Source organism: Staphylococcus sp. AtHG25 (assembly GCF_003217445.1).
Lineage (GTDB): Bacteria > Bacillota > Bacilli > Staphylococcales > Staphylococcaceae > Staphylococcus > Staphylococcus haemolyticus.
The window spans coordinates 91038-110693 of the sequence record NZ_QJSN01000004.1; the positions used below are offsets into that span (position 1 = coordinate 91038).

General features: G+C 32.3%; 15 protein-coding genes and 1 pseudogene. 7 read left to right on the top strand and 9 right to left on the bottom strand.

Annotated features, from left to right (window positions below):
- Positions 1-86: 86 nt before the first annotated feature.
- Positions 87-554: a GAF domain-containing protein gene (locus BDW31_RS04595; RefSeq protein ID WP_053024774.1), complete on the top strand. Its 468-nt coding sequence runs from the start codon at positions 87-89 to the stop codon at positions 552-554.
- Between the two features lie 224 nt (positions 555-778).
- A complete protein-coding gene (gene rpsD / locus BDW31_RS04605) occupies positions 779-1381 on the top strand; it encodes a 30S ribosomal protein S4 (protein ID WP_011275505.1) in 603 nt (200 codons plus the stop codon).
- Positions 1382-1453: 72 nt separating this feature from the next.
- Here the strand turns inward: rpsD and BDW31_RS04610 are convergent, their stop codons facing one another.
- Positions 1454-2200 (bottom strand): glycerophosphodiester phosphodiesterase, encoded by a 747-nt coding sequence (locus BDW31_RS04610; protein WP_037551048.1) that lies wholly within the window; start codon positions 2198-2200, stop codon positions 1454-1456.
- 78 nt (positions 2201-2278) lie between these two features.
- On the opposite strand from BDW31_RS04610, the gene BDW31_RS04615 reads away from it, so the two are divergent.
- From BDW31_RS04615 to serA, 3 genes are all read left to right on the top strand, one after another.
- On the top strand, positions 2279-2719 hold the full coding sequence (locus tag BDW31_RS04615; protein WP_037551049.1) for an OsmC family protein: 441 nt from the start codon (positions 2279-2281) through the stop codon (positions 2717-2719).
- Between the two features lie 115 nt (positions 2720-2834).
- Entirely contained in the window at positions 2835-3995 is a 1161-nt protein-coding gene (locus tag BDW31_RS04620) for a pyridoxal-phosphate-dependent aminotransferase family protein (protein WP_037551050.1), read from the top strand.
- Positions 3985-5583 (top strand): phosphoglycerate dehydrogenase, encoded by a 1599-nt coding sequence (gene serA / locus BDW31_RS04625; RefSeq protein WP_110709227.1) that lies wholly within the window; start codon positions 3985-3987, stop codon positions 5581-5583. The genes BDW31_RS04620 and serA overlap by 11 nt, the downstream gene beginning before the upstream one ends.
- A 128-nt stretch (positions 5584-5711) precedes the next feature.
- On the opposite strand, the gene BDW31_RS04630 is transcribed toward serA, so the two are convergent.
- The 3 genes from BDW31_RS04630 to BDW31_RS04640 all read right to left on the bottom strand — a co-directional run bounded on the left by BDW31_RS04630 (position 5712) and on the right by BDW31_RS04640 (position 9482).
- Positions 5712-6836 (bottom strand): HAD family hydrolase, encoded by a 1125-nt coding sequence (locus BDW31_RS04630; RefSeq protein WP_085060172.1) that lies wholly within the window; start codon positions 6834-6836, stop codon positions 5712-5714.
- Between the two features lie 224 nt (positions 6837-7060).
- On the bottom strand, positions 7061-8524 hold the full coding sequence (nagE, locus tag BDW31_RS04635; RefSeq protein WP_110709229.1) for an N-acetylglucosamine-specific PTS transporter subunit IIBC: 1464 nt from the start codon (positions 8522-8524) through the stop codon (positions 7061-7063).
- A 334-nt stretch (positions 8525-8858) separates the two neighbouring features.
- Positions 8859-9482 carry a lysophospholipid acyltransferase family protein gene (locus tag BDW31_RS04640; protein ID WP_037551054.1) on the bottom strand — a complete coding sequence of 208 codons (624 nt, stop codon included), beginning with the start codon at positions 9480-9482 and terminating at the stop codon, positions 8859-8861.
- A gap of 167 nt (positions 9483-9649) precedes the next feature.
- On the opposite strand from BDW31_RS04640, the gene BDW31_RS04645 reads away from it, so the two are divergent.
- The gene (locus BDW31_RS04645; protein ID WP_110709231.1) at positions 9650-10936 is read left to right on the top strand and encodes a S1C family serine protease; all 1287 of its coding nucleotides are present in this window, start codon (positions 9650-9652) and stop codon (positions 10934-10936) included.
- A gap of 79 nt (positions 10937-11015) precedes the next feature.
- Here the strand turns inward: BDW31_RS04645 and BDW31_RS04650 are convergent.
- The 3 genes and pseudogenes from BDW31_RS04650 to tyrS form a co-directional block, all read right to left on the bottom strand.
- Positions 11016-12408, bottom strand: a pseudogene (locus BDW31_RS04650) (DHA2 family efflux MFS transporter permease subunit).
- A 119-nt stretch (positions 12409-12527) separates the two neighbouring features.
- Positions 12528-12917 (bottom strand): MarR family transcriptional regulator, encoded by a 390-nt coding sequence (locus BDW31_RS04655; protein WP_229664813.1) that lies wholly within the window; start codon positions 12915-12917, stop codon positions 12528-12530.
- A 203-nt stretch (positions 12918-13120) separates the two neighbouring features.
- Positions 13121-14383 (bottom strand): tyrosine--tRNA ligase, encoded by a 1263-nt coding sequence (gene tyrS, locus BDW31_RS04660; RefSeq protein ID WP_110709233.1) that lies wholly within the window; start codon positions 14381-14383, stop codon positions 13121-13123.
- 383 nt (positions 14384-14766) lie between these two features.
- Between tyrS and BDW31_RS04665 the strand changes: the two genes are divergently transcribed.
- Positions 14767-15681, top strand: coding sequence for a biosynthetic peptidoglycan transglycosylase (locus BDW31_RS04665; RefSeq protein WP_037551097.1), 915 nt, complete (start codon positions 14767-14769; stop codon positions 15679-15681).
- A gap of 142 nt (positions 15682-15823) precedes the next feature.
- Here the strand turns inward: BDW31_RS04665 and BDW31_RS04670 are convergent, their stop codons facing one another.
- Positions 15824-17491 carry a formate--tetrahydrofolate ligase gene (locus tag BDW31_RS04670; protein WP_037551056.1) on the bottom strand — a complete coding sequence of 556 codons (1668 nt, stop codon included), beginning with the start codon at positions 17489-17491 and terminating at the stop codon, positions 15824-15826.
- A 332-nt stretch (positions 17492-17823) separates the two neighbouring features.
- Positions 17824-19533 (bottom strand): acetate--CoA ligase, encoded by a 1710-nt coding sequence (acsA, locus tag BDW31_RS04675; RefSeq protein WP_110709234.1) that lies wholly within the window; start codon positions 19531-19533, stop codon positions 17824-17826.
- Positions 19534-19656: the final 123 nt, after the last annotated feature.

Below are 19656 nucleotides of genomic sequence, written 5' to 3' on the forward strand. Positions count from 1 at the left end.
CTTTCATTAAACTAGTAAATGAATGAATTGATAGAATAAATTTTTCCATTTATAATTTATTAAAAATAACAAAATGAGGTAAGCATATGCCAATAATAAAAGAAACAAATTATAATTTATTAACGAAACAGCTTCAAAGTTTAATCGAAGACGAACAGAACCTTATCGCAATTCTAAGCAATACATCAGCTATATTAAATGATAATTTAGATCAAATTAATTGGGTTGGTTTTTATCTTATTGAAAATGAAGAACTTATTCTTGGACCCTTTCAAGGTCATCCAGCTTGCGTTCATATTGCAATTGGCAAAGGTGTCTGTGGTACTGCAGTTGCAGAAGATAAAACTCAGTTAGTTAAAGATGTACACGCGTTCCCAGGACACATTGCTTGCGATGCAAACAGTAAATCAGAAATAGTTATTCCAATTCATGTCAATGATGAAATAATTGGGGTTCTAGATATTGATGCACCTATCACAGATCGATTTACTAATGAAGACAAGGAAGGTTTAGAAGTTATTGTCAAAGTTCTTGAAAAACAGCTAACTAAATAACTAAAAAGTATTGACACTTTGTAAAATACTGTTACAATGAACTCTGTGTGAATTAACGAAAATAGCAGTTGCATATCAATGAGCTCTATGTTGTTCCCGATGAGGACGTGTCGCGTAACTGACGCTATAAGGTGAAGACACATAAAACAACATATCCTATTGGGCATGCAACACTCTTTTTTGTTTATTCATAACAACAAAAAAGAAAAAGGAGGAGTCTTAATATGGCTCGATTCAGAGGTTCAAACTGGAAAAAATCTCGTCGTTTAGGTATCTCATTAAGCGGTACTGGTAAAGAATTAGAAAAACGTCCTTACGCACCAGGACAACACGGTCCAAACCAACGTAAAAAATTATCAGAATATGGTTTACAATTACGTGAAAAACAAAAATTACGTTATTTATATGGAATGACTGAAAGACAATTCCGTAACACATTTGACATCGCTGGTAAACAACACGGTGTACATGGTGAAAACTTCATGATTTTATTAGCTAGTCGTTTAGACGCAGTTGTTTATTCATTAGGTTTAGCTCGTACTCGTCGTCAAGCACGTCAATTAGTTGGTCACGGTCACGTTGAAGTTGATGGTCGTCGTGTTGATATTCCATCATATTCATTAAAACCTGGTCAAGTTATCACTGTACGTGAAAAATCACAAAACTTAGACATCATCAAAGAATCTGTTGAAATTAATAATTTCGTACCAGAATACTTAGACTTTGATGCAGATAGCTTAAAAGGTACTTTCGTACGCTTCCCTGAACGTAGCGAATTACCAGCTGAAATTAATGAACAATTAATCGTTGAGTACTACTCAAGATAAGTTCATGATAATGAACAACCACCCTTCCTTATAGAATGGGTGGTTTTTTATTCATAGATGATCAAAGTGATTTTATATTCTAAAGATATCCTCTGGTAGATCAGAAATAATGCCATCTACGCCAAGATTGATAAGTTTTTTAACATCTTTCGGTTTATTCACAGTATATGGAATAACCTTCAATGATTGACTATGTGCATTTTTTATAAATTTAGAATTAACTAATTTGTAATTAGGATTAATAAAATTTGCATAATCAGATATTTCTTCAAAGTTTGGAGATTTATACCAATATTTCTTTCTACTAATAAGCAACCCCAATTGATACTCACTATCCATTGAGTTTAAACGTTTCACACAATCTTCATCAAAAGATTGAATGATTGCCTTATGTTTAGGAACTTTATATATTTCTAAAGCATTCAATACAGCTGTTTCTATTCCGGGATATTGATGTGGAACTTTAATCTCAATAAGTAACTTTTTTGAAAAATTTTTAATTAAGGATAACACCTCTTCAAATGTCGAAATCTTAGTATTTTGAAAGGATTTATCATGTTTTACTCCAAAATCAAATGTTAACAATTCTTCAAGTGTATAGTCTTTTACTTTTCCTTCACCATTTGAAGTTCGATTAATAGTGTCATCATGTATAACAACTAAATGATTGTCTTTGCTGAAATGTACATCTATTTCTAACATATCAACATGTTGCATTAAAGCCGCCTTAAAACCAACAAGAGTATTTTCTGGAAATTGATTCGATAAACCACGATGAGCAACTATTTGAAATGCTTGATTAGGTTTATTAATTTTCATAAAAGTCACCTTTCTTTAATTATGTCACACTTTAAACTACACTTAAATTACCATATTATAAGTGGAGGTTAAACATAAATGGTTAAGCATGATTTTAAAGTACAAACAAAATGGCGTGGTGGAAGAGAAGAAGTTGGAACTGTTAATGGAGACATTATTTCCGAACAAATTTCTATACCTGCACCGCTTGGTGGTAATGGAGTAGGTACAAATCCTGATGAATTATTAGTATCAGCAGCATCGTCTTGTTATATCATCTCATTGGCAGCAACATTAGAAAGAGCAAAATTTACCGACATCGATCTGATAAATGATTCAGTGGGTACTGCCCTATTCGAGAATGGTAAGTTTAAAATGGCAACAATAACACATTATCCTAAAATTTCAGTGACTGCAGAACACAAAGAAAGTCTTGAGAAACGACTTCCTAAATTATTAGAAATAGCCGATAATAATTGTATGATTTCGAATTCTATACGTAATAATGTAGAAATTAAAATTCAAGCGTCAATTCAATAATTGTTAAAATTGCGCTAGTTTCACCATGAATCTCATATAAACATGGTGATTGCTCTTTTAAATTATCAGAATATTTGGTAAAATGATTAAATCTTATACCGTGGGAGGAAATTTAATGAATTATTATGAACCACTTTTATTAACACCAGGACCTACTCCAGTTCCAAAGGAAATCAATCATGCTTTAGGTTTACCTATGGTTGGTCACCGTTCACCAGATTTTGAATCTATAGCTAAAAAAGCATTTAACAATTTAAAACCCATTTTTGGTACAGAAAATGAAGTTATGATTTTAACATCAAGTGGCACTAGTGTCTTAGAAGCAAGTATGTTAAATATAGTTAATCCTGATGATCATTTTGTCGTTATAGTGTCAGGCGCCTTTGGCAAACGCTTTAAACAAATTGCTGAAACATACTATGAAAATGTATACATATATAATGTGGAATGGGGACAACCCATTGATGTTAAAGAATTCATAACATATCTTAACAATTTAAATCATCAAATCAGTGCTGTATTTACTCAATTCTGCGAAACGTCAACAGCTGTCCTACATCCTGTAGGTGAACTTGGTAAAGCATTGAAAACATTCGATCAAGATATCTACTTTGTTGTAGACGGTGTGAGTTGTATTGGTGCTGTAGATGTTAATTTAGAACGTGACAACATAGATGTGTTAGTTTCTGGAAGTCAAAAAGCAATTATGTTGCCACCTGGACTAGCATTCGTTGCTTTTAATGATCGTGCGTTGAAACGTTTTAAGGAAGTGACTACACCACGCTTTTACTTAAATTTAAATAAATACTTTGACTCACTTCAACAAGATTCTACTCCTTTTACACCAAATGTCGGGTTATTTAGAGCTGTAAACGCTTATGCCGAATTAATTCATTCTGAAGGGTTTGAAAATACCATCAAACGTCACTATATTATTAGAGACGGTCTAAGATCAGCTTTAAATGCATTAGATTTGGAACTTCTAGTAGAAGATGATTTCGCTTCCCCAACGGTAACATCGTTCATACCAACATCCAAAGATGAATTAACTCATATTAAATCAACTTTAAAAACAAGATTTAATATTACAATTGCTGGTGGTCAAGGTAAATTGAAAGGAAAGATTTTACGTATCGGACATATGGGTAAAGTCTCACCTTTCGATATGCTCTCAGTTATAAGTGCTTTAGAGATTATACTTACAGATTACCGTCAAACGAATTATATTGGGAAAGGCTTAACAAAATTTTCAGAGGTGATTCATAGTGAAGCATAATATTCTAGTGTCAGACCCTATTTCAACAGATGGATTACAAAGTTTATTAAACCATTCTGATTTTAACGTCGATATTAAAACTAATTTGGATGAACAATCATTATTAGATATTATAGATAATTACGAGGGTTTAATTGTTCGTAGTCAGACGCAAGTGACTCAACAAATCATTGAAAAGGCTAATAAATTGAAAGTTATCGCTCGTGCTGGTGTTGGTGTTGACAATATTGATATTGATGCTGCTACTCTCCAAGGTATTTTAGTTATTAATGCACCTGATGGTAATACTATTTCTGCAACTGAACATTCAGTAGCTATGATTTTAGCTATGGCTAGAAATATTCCTCAAGCGCATGCATCTTTAAAAAATAAGGAATGGAATAGAAAAGCATTTAAGGGTGTCGAACTTTATCACAAAACATTAGGTGTCATAGGTGCAGGACGAATAGGTATTGGTGTAGCACAACGACTTCAAAGTTTCGGTATGAAAGTGTTAGCTTATGACCCTTATCTTACGGAAGATAAAGCACAGCAATTAGGCGTTAAACTTGCTACTATAGATGAAATAGCTAGACAAGCTGATTTTGTAACAGTTCATACGCCATTAACACCTAAAACAAGAGGTATTGTGAATGCTGATTTCTTTTCAAAAGCAAAGCCAACATTGCAAATTATTAACGTCGCAAGAGGCGGTATCATCAATGAAGATGATTTATTAAATGCACTAAATAACAATCAGATCGCACGTGCTGCATTAGACGTATTTGAACATGAACCCCCTACCAATTCACCATTAATTGAGCATGATAAAATCATTGTTACGCCACACTTAGGTGCATCAACTATTGAGGCTCAAGAGAAAGTTGCAGTATCAGTGTCAGAAGAAATTATAGATATACTGGAAAACGGTAATGTAACGCACGCAGTCAATGCCCCAAAAATTAGTTTCAATGATATAGATGAAATAACACAACAATGGATTGAAATAGGTGAGTTATCTGGTGAATTAGCAATTCAATTAATTGAAGGTGCACCAAGAGAAATCAAGGTGACTTTTAATGGTGATGTCGCTAAACAAGAAACTGACTTAATTACACGCTCAATTGTAAAACAAATTTTGCAACAGGATTTAGGAGATCGTATTAATATCATTAATGCTTTTGCACTTTTAAATGAACAAGGTGTAACACGTAACGTTGAAAAAAGAGCATCACAAGGTACTTTTAGTAATTATATTCAAGTTCATTTAGTTAGTGATACGGAAGAAGTAAAAATTGGTGCCACTGTCATAGCTGGCTTTGGTGCTCGTATTGTACGTATTAATGATTACTCTGTTGACTTTAAACCTAATTCCTACCAACTTGTTTCTTATCATGGTGACAAGCCTGGTATGGTCGGTTTAACTGGTCAGCTACTAGGTAATCATAATATTAATATTGCATCAATGTCACTTGGCAGAAATGTACAAGGAGGCCAAGCGATGATGGTATTATCAATTGATCAACCTGTTACTGAGGATATTATCAATGAACTATATGATGTGGGTGGTTTCGATAAAATATATGGAACTACACTTTCAGTCAAATAACTAATCTTTTTAAAGATTCACTACTATAACTACTTGAAATAATAATGCCCCTCAATGATGAATTTTACTTCATCATTGAGGGGCGTATTAATACTAATGATTTAATATCAATTTATGGTGAATTAACCTTACAATAAAATACTTTTAATTAAACCTATATGATCAACAATATAATCTGCTTCATGATGCTTCAATTCTTTATGAGCCTCTTGCCCTTTTAATCCTGTTAATGTACCTATAAAAGTAGCACCTATTTGTTTAGCACAGAATAAATCAGCCAGTGAGTCACCAACAATGATTACATCTTCTTTATTTACAATTTGATCTTGTTGAGTAATGAATTGTTTATAATTCTCCTTGTTATTTCCATATAGAGTAGCTATATAGCAAAAAGGATTAGGCTTACCTAGAGGTATAAATTCAGGATATTCATTTTCAGCTTCCATAACATCACTTGCAGTAACAATGTGATTATCTGAAAAGAACGCTTTTAAACCTAAAGATTCAAATGGAACTAATGTCTCAGTTCTAGGTCTACCTGTAGCTATTGCAAGATGATAACCTCTCTCTTTAAGAGATTTAAGTAATGACTTTATCTCTTCAATAGGTCTAAGAACAGTTTCGTGATAAATAAAACCATTAATGCCATCAAGAATAGAAGGCTTTTCTTCAACTTGTTCAAATAATTCAGAACCCAAGTATAATTCTTGGTATAAATCTCTTGCAACAAACCATAGAGGTCCTTTAAGTTTAAACAAACGCGCATCATTAACATTTAATTCTTTCTTAGCATATTGTTCTAACTCAGCATAAATATTATTTTTACCACCTTGACTATGATTAATAAAATTCATAGGAAGTTCATAATCGATTTTAAAATCTTTATTGATCAATGACTGAATGTCTTGAATACTTCTAGCTGAAAATTGATTATCTTCTATAATGTCTTTAATTTGTTGAAAGGTAAATTGCTTCATTAAATGGATAAAATGTATGCAAAAAACGACAAATAACATATCCCAATTTGAATTTAATCCCATTGATTTTAATCGATTAAGAATTATATCATTATTAAATACTTTACTGCGAATATTATTTATAGTTTCGTAACTTAATGTATTTAATTTAAATGATTTATCTAAACCTAAAAAATGTTCACTTTTAAGTAACGCATCTATAGTTAAAGCTGACGTATCGAAACAACGTTCCTCACTTAAGAATACACCGTCTACATCAAATAAAATTGATTTCATGACTTTTCGCTCCATTATTTTTGAATATTCTGATACTTATAATCTTAACGTCTTATATCTCAATGTCAATAAAACTATAATAAAAAACTGATGAATTCTAGGTAGCCTCCTAAAATTCATCAGCTAATTGAACAACACATATTTATCAATATGGTTATATCTTATCAAATCAGTAAGACATATTTTGTCTGTCTTAATACATTTAAAAAATGAAATTATAAATTTTACATTTGCTTTTCAATTTCATCTGCGACCTGCTGTACATGAGTGCCAATTATAACTTGTGCTGAGTGTTGACCATTTTTGGTTACCCCAACCGCTCCTGCATTTCTAATTTTTTGTTCGTCAATAATAGAATTATCCTTTAATTCCATTCTTAATCTAGTAGCACAATTGGTCAATGTAGTAATATTTTCACTATCACCTAATCCTTCTAAGATTTGACTTGCTGTGTGATGATATTTGCTTTTACTTGTAGTTTCAGCCCCATCTTTCTCAGTTGTATTAGCAGTTGGATCAGCTAATAAATTGTCACCACGACCAATTGTGTTGAGGTTAAAGATTTTAATGACAAATCTAAAGATAAAGTAATATAAAACGAAGAATACAATGCCTTGAACTAAAATCATTAACGGATGATTAGCCACTGGATTAATTAGTGATAATGCGTAATCAATTAAACCTGCACTAAATGAGAATCCTGCTGTCCAATGAAATAGTGCAGCTATAAATAATGACAAACCGGTTAATAATGCATGGATTACAAATAATACCGGTGCAACAAACATAAATGCAAATTCAATCGGTTCAGTTACACCAACCATAAATGCAGAAATGGAACTTGCTATAAACCAACCATATACTTGTTTTTTCTGAGCAGATTCAGCGGTGTGATACATCGCCAACGCTGCAGCTGGCATACCAAACATCATAATTGGGAAGAACCCTGCTTGATATCGACCAGTAATACCTTTGATTGCATCTTGTCCAGTTTGGAATTTACCGATATCGTTAATTCCTGTTGTATCAAACCAGAACACAGCATTTAATGCATGGTGAAGCCCAGTAGGAATTAATAGTCGGTTAAAGAAGCCGTATAGGAATGCACCGAATGGTCCAAAACCAACTAACCATTCACCAAATGCCACTATAGCTGAATATATAAATGGCCATGCGAATAATAAAATCACAATTAAAAAAGTACAATAGAATACTGTCATAATTGGAACTAATCGCTTACCACTAAAGAATGATAACGCTGTAGGTAATTCCACATCACTGAATTTGTTATAACAGTATGCTGCAATTAGTCCTATTATAATACCAATAAACACATTTGAATTATCCATCTTACTAAATCCGTCGTTTACAGCACTCTCTTTTATATTAAATAATGGTGCTACTAACTCAGGAGATAATACTTTAACGACCAGTGCAAATCCCAAAGCACTCGCTAATGCGACTGCACCATCATTTTTCTTTGCCATACCAATCGCAACGCCAATTGCAAAGATAAGCCCTAGTTGGCCTAGTATTGCATTCCCTACCGTAGTGAAGAATAATGACACTGTTGGTAATATATTTAATGCTTTAAGCAAATTACCAATTCCAACGATTATTGCGCCAGCGGGTAAAACAGCTACTGGTAGCATTAAGGATCTCCCTAAATTTTGAAAAAATTTAAACATTTCACTCACTCCCAAAACAGATATTATTCAAATAATTTAAATATAACTAAGATATGTATATAGTTCCTTAACTAATTTACCATATATGTAAGCGCTTTTGATGTGTCAATTTTAAATCATTTTAAAAATATAATAAGCATACAGGTATCTAACACGCTAAAGCTCTTCAACCTATAAATGTAAAATTTTAATTTTAAATAAATTTATAAGAATAAAAGTCTCGTATTAAATTCACTGAGATTAATTAAGTGTATATTTAAAAACAAAAACACCCTATTAAAATAACTATTTGAGTCATTAAATAGAGTGTTTATTGTTAATTAGTTACTATAATTTATTTATCTAGACTACCTTGAATTAAGTGTAGTTCTTTTTGTAATTGGGCTGTACGTCTTTCAATTTCATGTGTTAAATAATCTATTTTTTCATTTCTTTTTAAATTTTTAGGAATATCTGATTGATAAATTGGCTCACCAAATTTAATAAGTGCCTGACCTGTAATTAAACCAAGTAATTTTTTAGGTCCAACATAGGCTGCTGGTAAAATTGGCGCTTTGCCTAACATTGCAATAGTTGAAGCGCCTCTTTTTAATGGAGCCCCTTCAGCTGATGTACGATGTCCCGTTGGGAAGATACCAACAGTTTTATTTTCTTTTAACAAATTAACTGGTCTTTTCAATGTACTTGGTCCTGGATTTTCACGGTCAACAGGAAAAGCATTCAATGAAGTTAAAAATTGACCAAACCATTTATTATTAAACAATTCTTTTTTAGCCATGTAATGAATTTCATTAGGAACTAATGCCATACCTAACATGATCACTTCATTATAACTTTCATGAGTACATGTTACTACGTATTTGTTATCTTTAGGAATGTTCTCCTTTCCAATAACATATAATGATTTAGCCATTTTAACTAATATAAAATCTAATAGTCTACTTATAAATTGATACATTATGTCACCTGCTTATTGATTTCTATACTTTATTGATTTTATCATTATCCTTATATATGAACAACTTATCAAAAGATACATCTAAAGTCTGATAGTGGATTACTGGCAATATTTGATTAAACCTTTCATAATTAAATAAAGGGTTAATATTATAATGGAGGTTAAAAATGTCTGAATTCAATCAAGAGAATCAATCAAATTATAACAACTATCAGCAACCTCAACCTGGAAAACCTAAATTCCCATGGTTTAAAACAATTATCGTTGCATTAATTGCTGGTGTGATAGGTGCTTTACTTGTCTTAGGTGCAAGTAAAATAATGGGATTAGTTGGAATAGATAATGGTGGTGCCCAAGTTCAAGAAGCCAATAATAGTAAAGGTGGAAATGTATTAGACGGAAAAAGTGATAAATATAAATCTGTTAATGCAATGATTAAAGATGTATCACCTGCGATAGTTGGTGTCATTAATATGCAAAAAGCTAATGGTCTAGAAGATTTTTTACAAGGTAAATCGTCATCCGAATCTGAAGAAGCAGGTATTGGTTCAGGTGTAATCTATCAAATTAATAATAATTCTGCTTACATTGTGACAAACACCCATGTAATAAGTGGTGCATCCGAGATTAAAGTGCAATTGCATAGTGGTAAACAAGTTAAAGCGAAGTTAATTGGGAAGGATACTGTATCAGATATAGCTGTCTTAAAAATAGATAATACTAAGGGTATCAAATCAATTAAATTTGCAAATTCTTCAAAAGTGCAAACTGGGGATAGTGTATTCGCTATGGGTAATCCTCTAGGTTTGGAATTTGCTAATTCAGTTACTTCTGGAATTATTTCAGCAAATGAGCGTACAATTGAGTCAGATACTACTTCTGGAGGTACTAAAGTTAACGTCTTGCAAACTGATGCTGCAATAAACCCTGGTAACTCTGGTGGTGCATTAGTAGATATTAATGGTAACTTGATTGGTATCAACTCTATGAAGATAGCCGCTGAGCAAGTAGAAGGTATTGGTTTTGCTATTCCAAGTAATGAAGTTAAAGTAACTATTGAACAACTTGTTAAAAACGGTAAAATTGAACGCCCTTCTATAGGAATTGGTTTACTAAATTTAAGTGATATTCCTGATTCTTATAAAAAAGAATTAAACACAGATCGTGATGATGGTATTTATGTTGCTAAAGTAAGTCGCTCAAGTGAATTAAAAACAGGCGATATCATTACTAAAATAGATAATAAAACTGTAAAAGAAGATACTGATTTAAGAACTTATCTGTATCAAAATAAAAAGCCTGGTGAGACTGCTAAACTAACTGTTATACGAGATGGAAAAACGCTAACAGTTAATGTTAAGCTAAAAAGCCAGTCCGATATATCATCTACTCAATCATCTGACTCTGAATCAGACAATAGACGAAATAGTCGAAACAGTCAATTTATACAATAGTTTTTCTAACAAAAGAACATAATACACAAATACAGCCAGTATATGATTAATCAAAATCAATTACTGGCCGTATTATTGCTTATATTGTCGCCTTTGACTTATTAGTAAGAAATAAAGCTAGAACAATAATTAAAATTAATGTAATGACTGATACTAAGAATCCAGCATGATAAGCGATAATACTGTGTGTCAAGGAATTACCTAATTGATTTATTACAACTAAAAGCTGTTCCAAAACTTGAACCAATATTTTCAATCATATTAATTCCCACAGCCGCTTCAGCTAATACGCTTTCTTTAATGCCCATATATGCATCAGTAGTTAAACCTAAATTAATGCCTCCAACACTACATCCTCTTAAAAACAAGATAATAGATAGAGCAATGATACTAGTATGATCTGTAATAAATAATAAAGGTATTGATCCAAACATCGAGATTATAACACTGACTAAAACCACCCATTTCGCTCCATATTGATCGATCAATTTCCCCATGTATGGTCTTGTAATAAGCATTCCAATTCCCTGTGGTATAAGTGCTAGAACTGCTTCAATAGGAGTGTAATGCTTAAATGTCTGAAAATATAATGGTATTATGACCATAGGTTCCTTGATACCTATGTTCGAGAGAAATAAACCTATAAATGGTGCTGTATAATTTCCCTTACTAAAGAGTGATAACGACATAATGGTATTATCATTTTTAACTTTATTATGAATATAATACATAAGTATCATAATACAACCAATAATCAGAAGAAGAATAGTAGTTCTATTATAAAAACTATGGTAATCACTTGCTTTTGTTAAACCGTATATGGTTGATATACTGATAAGACCTAGCAATATGATTCCTAACATGTCAATAGACTTACTTTTATTAAAAGGGACAAAGTTCGGTAAATATTTTATTTGCAATAATATGGCGATGATTACGACTAAGACATTAATAAAGAACATCCAGCGTCAAGACACAATATGAATTACAAATCCACCAATGACTGGTCCCATGATGGGCCCGAATATCATAGGTGCACTTACGACAGCCATGACTTTCCCAATATGGTCTTGACCCGTTGTCTTAATCAATAGCGTGAACATTAACGTTGTAATTATGCCCGCAGACAATCCTTGAATAATTCTGAACACAATAAAACTCTCTACATTCCAACTAATACCAGCTAATACAGATGTAATTCCAAATAGAATTGAGGCTCCTATAAATACATACTTCCGATTAAATTGATTGACCAGCCATCCTGCAATTGGAATAACTAGCGCTAAAGCAAGGACATATCCTGTTATACCCCACTGAGTGATTTCAATAGTAGTATTAAATGCGTTGTTAAGTTGTTTGATTGCTATATTAATCATTGTTGAATCTAACATAGGTGCTATAGCCCCTAATGCTATTGCCCAAGCAGCTATCATAATTTCTCTCGATACTTGACTATCATTTAATTTTGACATACATTCCTCCTACATATTGTTTCCACGTCAACAATATACACTCTCTTTTTGTTTCCTTGTCAACAATATATAACAAAAAAACTCGCTTAACCTGTAAGCGAGTTTTTTAGTTTAATCTCTTATAATGATCTTTTCTCTTGTTCGATTAGTTGATCCAAATGTTGATGATACCTATTAATGAAGGTCATCATATTATTAAATTCATCTTCTGTCATGCTGTCAAAAACACTTTGATCTCTATTTTGAAACGATTCATGTAATTCAGAGTGAATTTGATAAACGCTTTCACCCTGTGCAGTTAACTTAAAATATATTGCTTTTTTATTGTCTTTACTTTTAAAACTTTCAATTAAACTTTTTTGCTGCAAACGTTTTGTTAATTTACTAATTGCACCTCTTGTCATAAATAGCTTATTCGCTAAATATTGTACATTGGGATTCTGATATTCTTTAATCACTTCAACGCAATGAACTTCAGATGATTTGAACACATTAAGTGCTCGTTCCATTTTATCTTTATTTAGCTAACCTATTTTATTAAACAAATCTCTAAAGCTACTCATTAAAATTTCTTCTTTATTATTAGTCATTTCATCACTTCTTTTTAATCTTTATAACACATTTATTATACCCGTACTTTATTTATTTTCATAAAAAGGGCAATGCGCAAAGTCTATAAGATTTCGCTACATTGCCAATAAAATTAAACTTATTATTTATAGTTAACCATGAAATATTTTTTCTTACCACGACGAATGATTGTAAATTCATCATCTATTTTATCCTCATTGCTTAATTCGTAGTCTACTGATTGTTGTCTTTCCCCATTAATATAAATAGCACCGTTATTAACATCCTCACGTGCTTGGCGTTTAGACGTCGCAATGCCTGTTTCAATTAAGACATCAATAATATTTGAAGTTTCAGTTGATAATTCAACTTGAGGAACATCTTTGAAACCTTCTTTTAATTCTTTGCCTGATAATGATTTTAAATCGCCGCTAAACAAAGCTTTAGAAATACGAATGGCATCATCTAATGCCTCTTTACCATGAATAAATTCTGTAACATTCTCCGCTAAGGCTTTTTGCGCTTCTCTTAAATGAGGTTCTTGATTTTTAAATTCTTCGAGACGATTAATTTCATCTTTATCTAAAAATGTGAAGTATTTCAAGAATTTAATGACATCATCATCTGATTGATTAATCCAAAATTGGTAAAATTCATAAGGACTTGTTTTGTCAGCGTCTAACCATACAGCACCTGATTCTGATTTACCAAATTTCTTACCATCCGATTTCGTAACTAAAGGAATTGTTAAACCATATGCTTCAGTTTGTCCATACATACGTCGCATTAATTCAATACCACTAGTGATATTACCCCATTGATCTGAACCACCAACTTGTAATTTACAATTTAATTCACGGTTTAAATGACCAAAGTCGATAGCTTGAAGTATAGTATAAGTGAATTCAGTGTAAGATATGCCATTCTCAAGGCGAGATTGAATAGAATCTTTACCTAACATGTAGTTCACACCAACATGTTTACCATAATCTCTTAGGAAACTAATTAATGAGATTTGACTCAACCAATCTTTGTTATTAACTAAAATGGCACCTTTATCCGTACCAAATTCAAATAATTTATGCATTTGAGCACTAATACCCTCAACGTTAGCCTCTACTTGGTCTTCTGTTTGTAGTATACGTTCTTCAGATTTACCGGATGGATCACCAATCATACCAGTTCCCCCACCAATTAGAACGATAGGTCGATGACCATGTTCTTGGAAACGTCTTAGAGTCATAAAGGGAAGCAAATGACCAATATGCAGACTATCAGCAGTAGGGTCAGCACCACAATATAAAGAAATTTGTTCCTTATTTAATAATTCTTCAATGCTACTTTCATCTGTTTGTTGATAAATTAAACCTCTCCATTGTAACTCTTCAATTAAAGCGTTTGACATCAATATTCCTCCTAAACAAAGATTTTATTTTTAATATTTAGTAATCTATACTCTATTTATGAAAAATAAAAAGCACCCATACATCGTTAAATGTAAGGGCGCTTGAGCACGTTACCACCATACTTAAATAGCATATTGCTATTCACTCTATCAATGATACGTTCATTAATAAACGTTGGACAATTCATAATGAGGTGTATTCATATAAGTGCAACTATTAGTTCACAGCTACCACTAACTCTCTGGAAATCACAAATATATTACTTGTCCTCTTATCCAAAATATATTGAATTGTAATTAATTATAAGTATTAAAAATATAAAAGTCAAATCAGTGATTATGGTATACTATATTTAAATTTCAAGAGGCTTAAGGTGAAAGAAATGTTAACCAACATTAATAGAGATACTAAGTTTAATTCATTTGAAAAGTCCTACAAAAAAAAGAAACATGCAATTGTAGGATTATTTAGTGTTGGGTTATTTATATGTTTAATAGGATTTATAGGTACAGTTATTTATTTCAATCATTTAACGCATGAATCGTCTAAAATAAGCGATCGTGAATTAAAACAGAAAGTCTTGCATTTTGCAGGTGACGATTTAATAAATCATGAAAATTCTGATGTCTTAAGTGAATATGATAAATCTGAGAACTCTCTAATAGTAGGTCCTAAACACGTCAATCCAAATGTCATTAAAGCCCTTACCTCTTCCGAGGATACCATGTTTTATAAACATAAAGGTATTCTTCCAAAAGCACTCGTACGAGCAATGATACAAGATATATTTAATCTTGATCAAAGTACTGGTGGTAGTACAATTACTCAACAACTAGTAAAAAACCAAGTGCTTTCAAGTAAAAAAACATATAGTCGAAAAGCAAATGAGCTTATTTTAGCAATGCGTCTTGAAAATTTATTGTCAAAAAATGAAATCATCTATACATATTTAAATATTGTACCTTTCGGTAGAGATTATGAAGGTAACAATATTACAGGTATTGCGTCAGCGTCTTATAGTTTATTCGGTATTCCACCGAAAGATTTAAATATTGCACAGTCTGCTTACCTAATTGGTTTATTACAAAGCCCGTATATGTATACACCGTATGAAGAAAATGGTGAATTAAAAACTTATAAAGAAGTCAAAATCAGTGTTGATCGTCAACACTATGTATTAAAACGAATGCTTGTTGAAGGTGTAATCGATAAAGAGGAATACCGACACGCTAAACGTTATCATATCTATGACCATTTACTTACAAAACCGCAATTGAATAATAATCAATCTGCATAATTGATAAAATGTCTTATTTAATTAAATTTATATTTTGTTTCAAAAACAAATTCATAAAAAAACTGCCGACAAAGTTTTGCGCTTTGTCGGCAGTTTTCAACGTAACATAATAATACATTATGATAGTCGGTACTTCAGTCTACTAGAATAAGCCTACTGCATGGCCGTCTTCTGTAACGTCCATATTTAATGCAGCTGGTTTTTTAGGTAATCCAGGCATAGTCATGATTGCACCTGTTAATGCAACAATAAATCCTGCACCTGTTTTAGCCTCTAATTCTCTAATAGTAATATCAAAATCAGTTGGAGCACCTAAAGAAGTTGCATCATCACTGAATGAATATTGAGTTTTAGCCATACAGATTGGATATTGACCCCAACCATTGTCAGTAAATTCTTTTAGTTGTTTTTTAGCTTTTTTACTAAATGTAACTGAAGAACCACCATAGATATCTTTAACGATTGTTTCAATTTTTTCTTCTAATGATTGATCTAAATCATATAAGAATTTGAAATCATTTGGTTGTTCAATAACTTCAAGTACTTGGTTAGCTAATTCAACGCCACCTTTACCGCCTTTTTCCCATACTTCAGTTAAAGCGATTCTAACGTTATTTTCTTTAGCCCAAGCTTTTACTGCTTCAGTTTCAGCATCTGTATCATGAATAAATGCATTTAATGCGATAACTGGTTCAACACCAAATTTACGGATATTGTTAACATGACGTTCTAAGTTAACAATACCTGCTTTAACTGCTTCAACATTTTCTTCTTTTAAGTCATCTTTAGCTACGCCACCATGCATTTTAAGGGCACGAACTGTTGCAACTAAAACTACTGCTGAAGGTTCAAAGCCAGCTTCTCTAGCTTTAATGTCGATGAATTTTTCAGCACCAAGGTCTGAACCGAATCCTGCTTCTGTTACAACGATGTCTGCAAGATCACGTGCTGTTTCAGTAGCTAAAATTGAGTTACAACCATGTGCAATGTTAGCGAATGGTCCACCATGAACTAATGCAGGTGTACCTTCAATAGTTTGAACTAAGTTAGGTTTAATAGCATCTTTAAGAATCATTGCTAATGCGCCTTCAACTTTTAAGTCTGCAACTGTAACTGGTTTACGATCACGAGTGTAACCAATAGTAATACGGCTAATTTTTTCTTTTAAGTCATTAATATTACGAGCCAAACATAAGATTGCCATTACTTCTGAGGCAACTGTAATATTGAAACCATCTTCACGAGGTACACCGTTAGTAGGTCCACCTAAACCAACATTTACATGACGTAATGCACGGTCGTTCATGTCTAATACACGTTTCCATTCAACACGACGTACATCAATGCCTAATTCATTACCTTGATGGATGTGATTATCGATAAATGCAGATAAAGCATTATTTGCAGTAGTAATCGCGTGGAAGTCACCATTGAAGTGTAAGTTAATATCTTCCATTGGTAATACTTGCGCATAACCTCCACCAGTTGCCCCACCTTTAATACCAAATGTAGGTCCTAATGCTGGTTCACGTAAAGCTACCATTACATTTTTCTTTAATTCGTTGAACGCATCAGATAATCCAACAGTAACTGTAGATTTACCTTCACCTGCTGGTGTTGGACTCATTGCAGTTACTAAAACGACTTTCCCTTTGTTGTCTTTTGGTTTGATTTGATTGATATCAATCTTAGCTTTATAGTGACCATATTGTTCTAAAGCGTCTGCTGGGATTCCAGCTTTTTCAGCGATTTCTCCAATAGGTTTTAGTTCTGATTGATTAGCAATATCTAAATCTGATAAATGTGCCAACTTATTTCAACCCCTTGTTAATTATAATTTGATTTATGTAAGAATACCTCAAATCAGTTGCTTAAGGTTTCTTTTAATCTTACATATTAATAATAACTAACAATGTAAGCGATGTCGAATTTTTGAGAGCGTTTCCAATGATTTGTGTAAAATTCAACTTAATTTTATGATAAATCTGCTAATTTAAATAAATTTTTTTATAAATCTAAACATTTAAAGTAAAAATACATCATAGTATGAATTCAAAAACCTTTATTTCGACTTAGGTCAACTATAATCATTATAAAAGCTAGGACCAATAATTGTCCTAGCTTAGTTACATTCATTAAAGTTTAATCTTCCATCGTACTTAAATCGCCTGCATCTAAATTAAGCTCCCAAGCTTTTAACACACGTCTCATAATCTTACCAGAGCGTGTTTTAGGTAATTTATCTTTAAATTCTATTTCTCTTGGTGCTGCATGACCTGATAGCCCCTCTTTAACAAATTTACGAATATCTGCTTTTAGCTCATCTGAAGGTTCATAGCCTTGGCGTAATGAAATAAAGGCTTTGATAATTTCGCCTCTGACAGGATCTGGTTTACCGATAACACCCGCTTCAGCTACTGCTTCATGCTCAACTAATTTCGATTCTACTTCAAATGGACCTACACGCTCACCAGCAGTCATAATTACGTCATCAACACGGCCTTGGAACCAGAAATAACCCTCTTCATCTTGATATGCTGAATCACCTGAAACGTACCAATCTCCAATAAAATAAGAATTATATTTTTCAGGGTTTTTCCAAATTGAATACATCATAGATGGCCAACCTTTTTTAATAGCTAAATTCCCCATTCTGTTCGGTGGTAATACATTACCTGAGTCATCTATAATAGCAGCCTCTATTCCCGGTAATGGTTTACCCATTGAACCTAATTTAACGTTAACTGCAGGATAATTCACAATCATATGCCCCCCTGTTTCTGTCATCCACCATGTATCTAATACACTTTTATCATATACATCTTTAGACCATTTAATAACTTCAGGGTTAAGTGGCTCACCAACAGATAAAATTGATCGTAATGATGATAAATCATATTTTTCTACTACATCATCACCTGCGCTCATTAACATTCTTAATGCTGTAGGCGCAGTATACCAAATTGTTACTTTAAATGTTTCAATCATGCTATACCATTGTTCAGGAGAGAATCGACCACCCGCTATGCAATTTGTAACACCATTTAACCAAGGTGCAAACACACCATAAGATGTACCTGTAACCCAACCAGGATCAGCTGTACACCAGTAAATGTCACCTTCTTTTAAATCTAATACATATTTACCTGAAATATAATGAAGTAACATTGCTTTTTGAACGTGTAATACCCCTTTAGGTTGACCAGTAGAACCTGATGTGTAGTGTAAGATTAAACCATCATCTTCTTTTAACCACTCAATATCAAATTCTTCATTTGCTTGATTCAATTCTTTATTGAAATCAACATATTGTTCATCAACTTCATCGTCAACAACTACTATTGTTTCTAAGTGAGGTAATTTATCCTTAGGAATTCTGCCTAGTAAACTATTTGTAGTAACAATGACTTTTGCTTCACTATTTTCTAATCTATCAGTTACCGCTTTTTCCATAAAAGCTTCAAATAATGGACCAACGATAGCACCAATTTTTAGAATACCAAGAAAGGCAAAATATAGTTCAGGCGTTCTTGGCATAAAGATAAATACGCGATCCCCTTTTTGAACATTCGCTTTATCTACTAAAACGTTGGCAGCCTTATTTGATAGCACTTTTAATTCTTTAAAACTATATTGTTCCTTACGTTTTTCATCTCTATAATTAAGTGCAATTTTATCGCCTTTACCATTATCAACATGACGATCAATACACTCGTAAGCCATGTTTATTTTTCCTGTTTCATTCCATGAGAAAGCTTTTTTCACTTCATCCCAATCAAAGTCCTGATATGTCTTTTCATAATCTTGTAAATTATAATTACCTTGCTCGCTTTCAAATACTTCTACTTTCATTATAAACTCCCCCTCATTTAATGAAATCGCTTTCTTTAAAAAGTATTATACATTAATTTTTGTGTTATTCAAAATTTTTAGATAATTATTACAATTTAATTTGTTTATTTCTCTAAATAAATA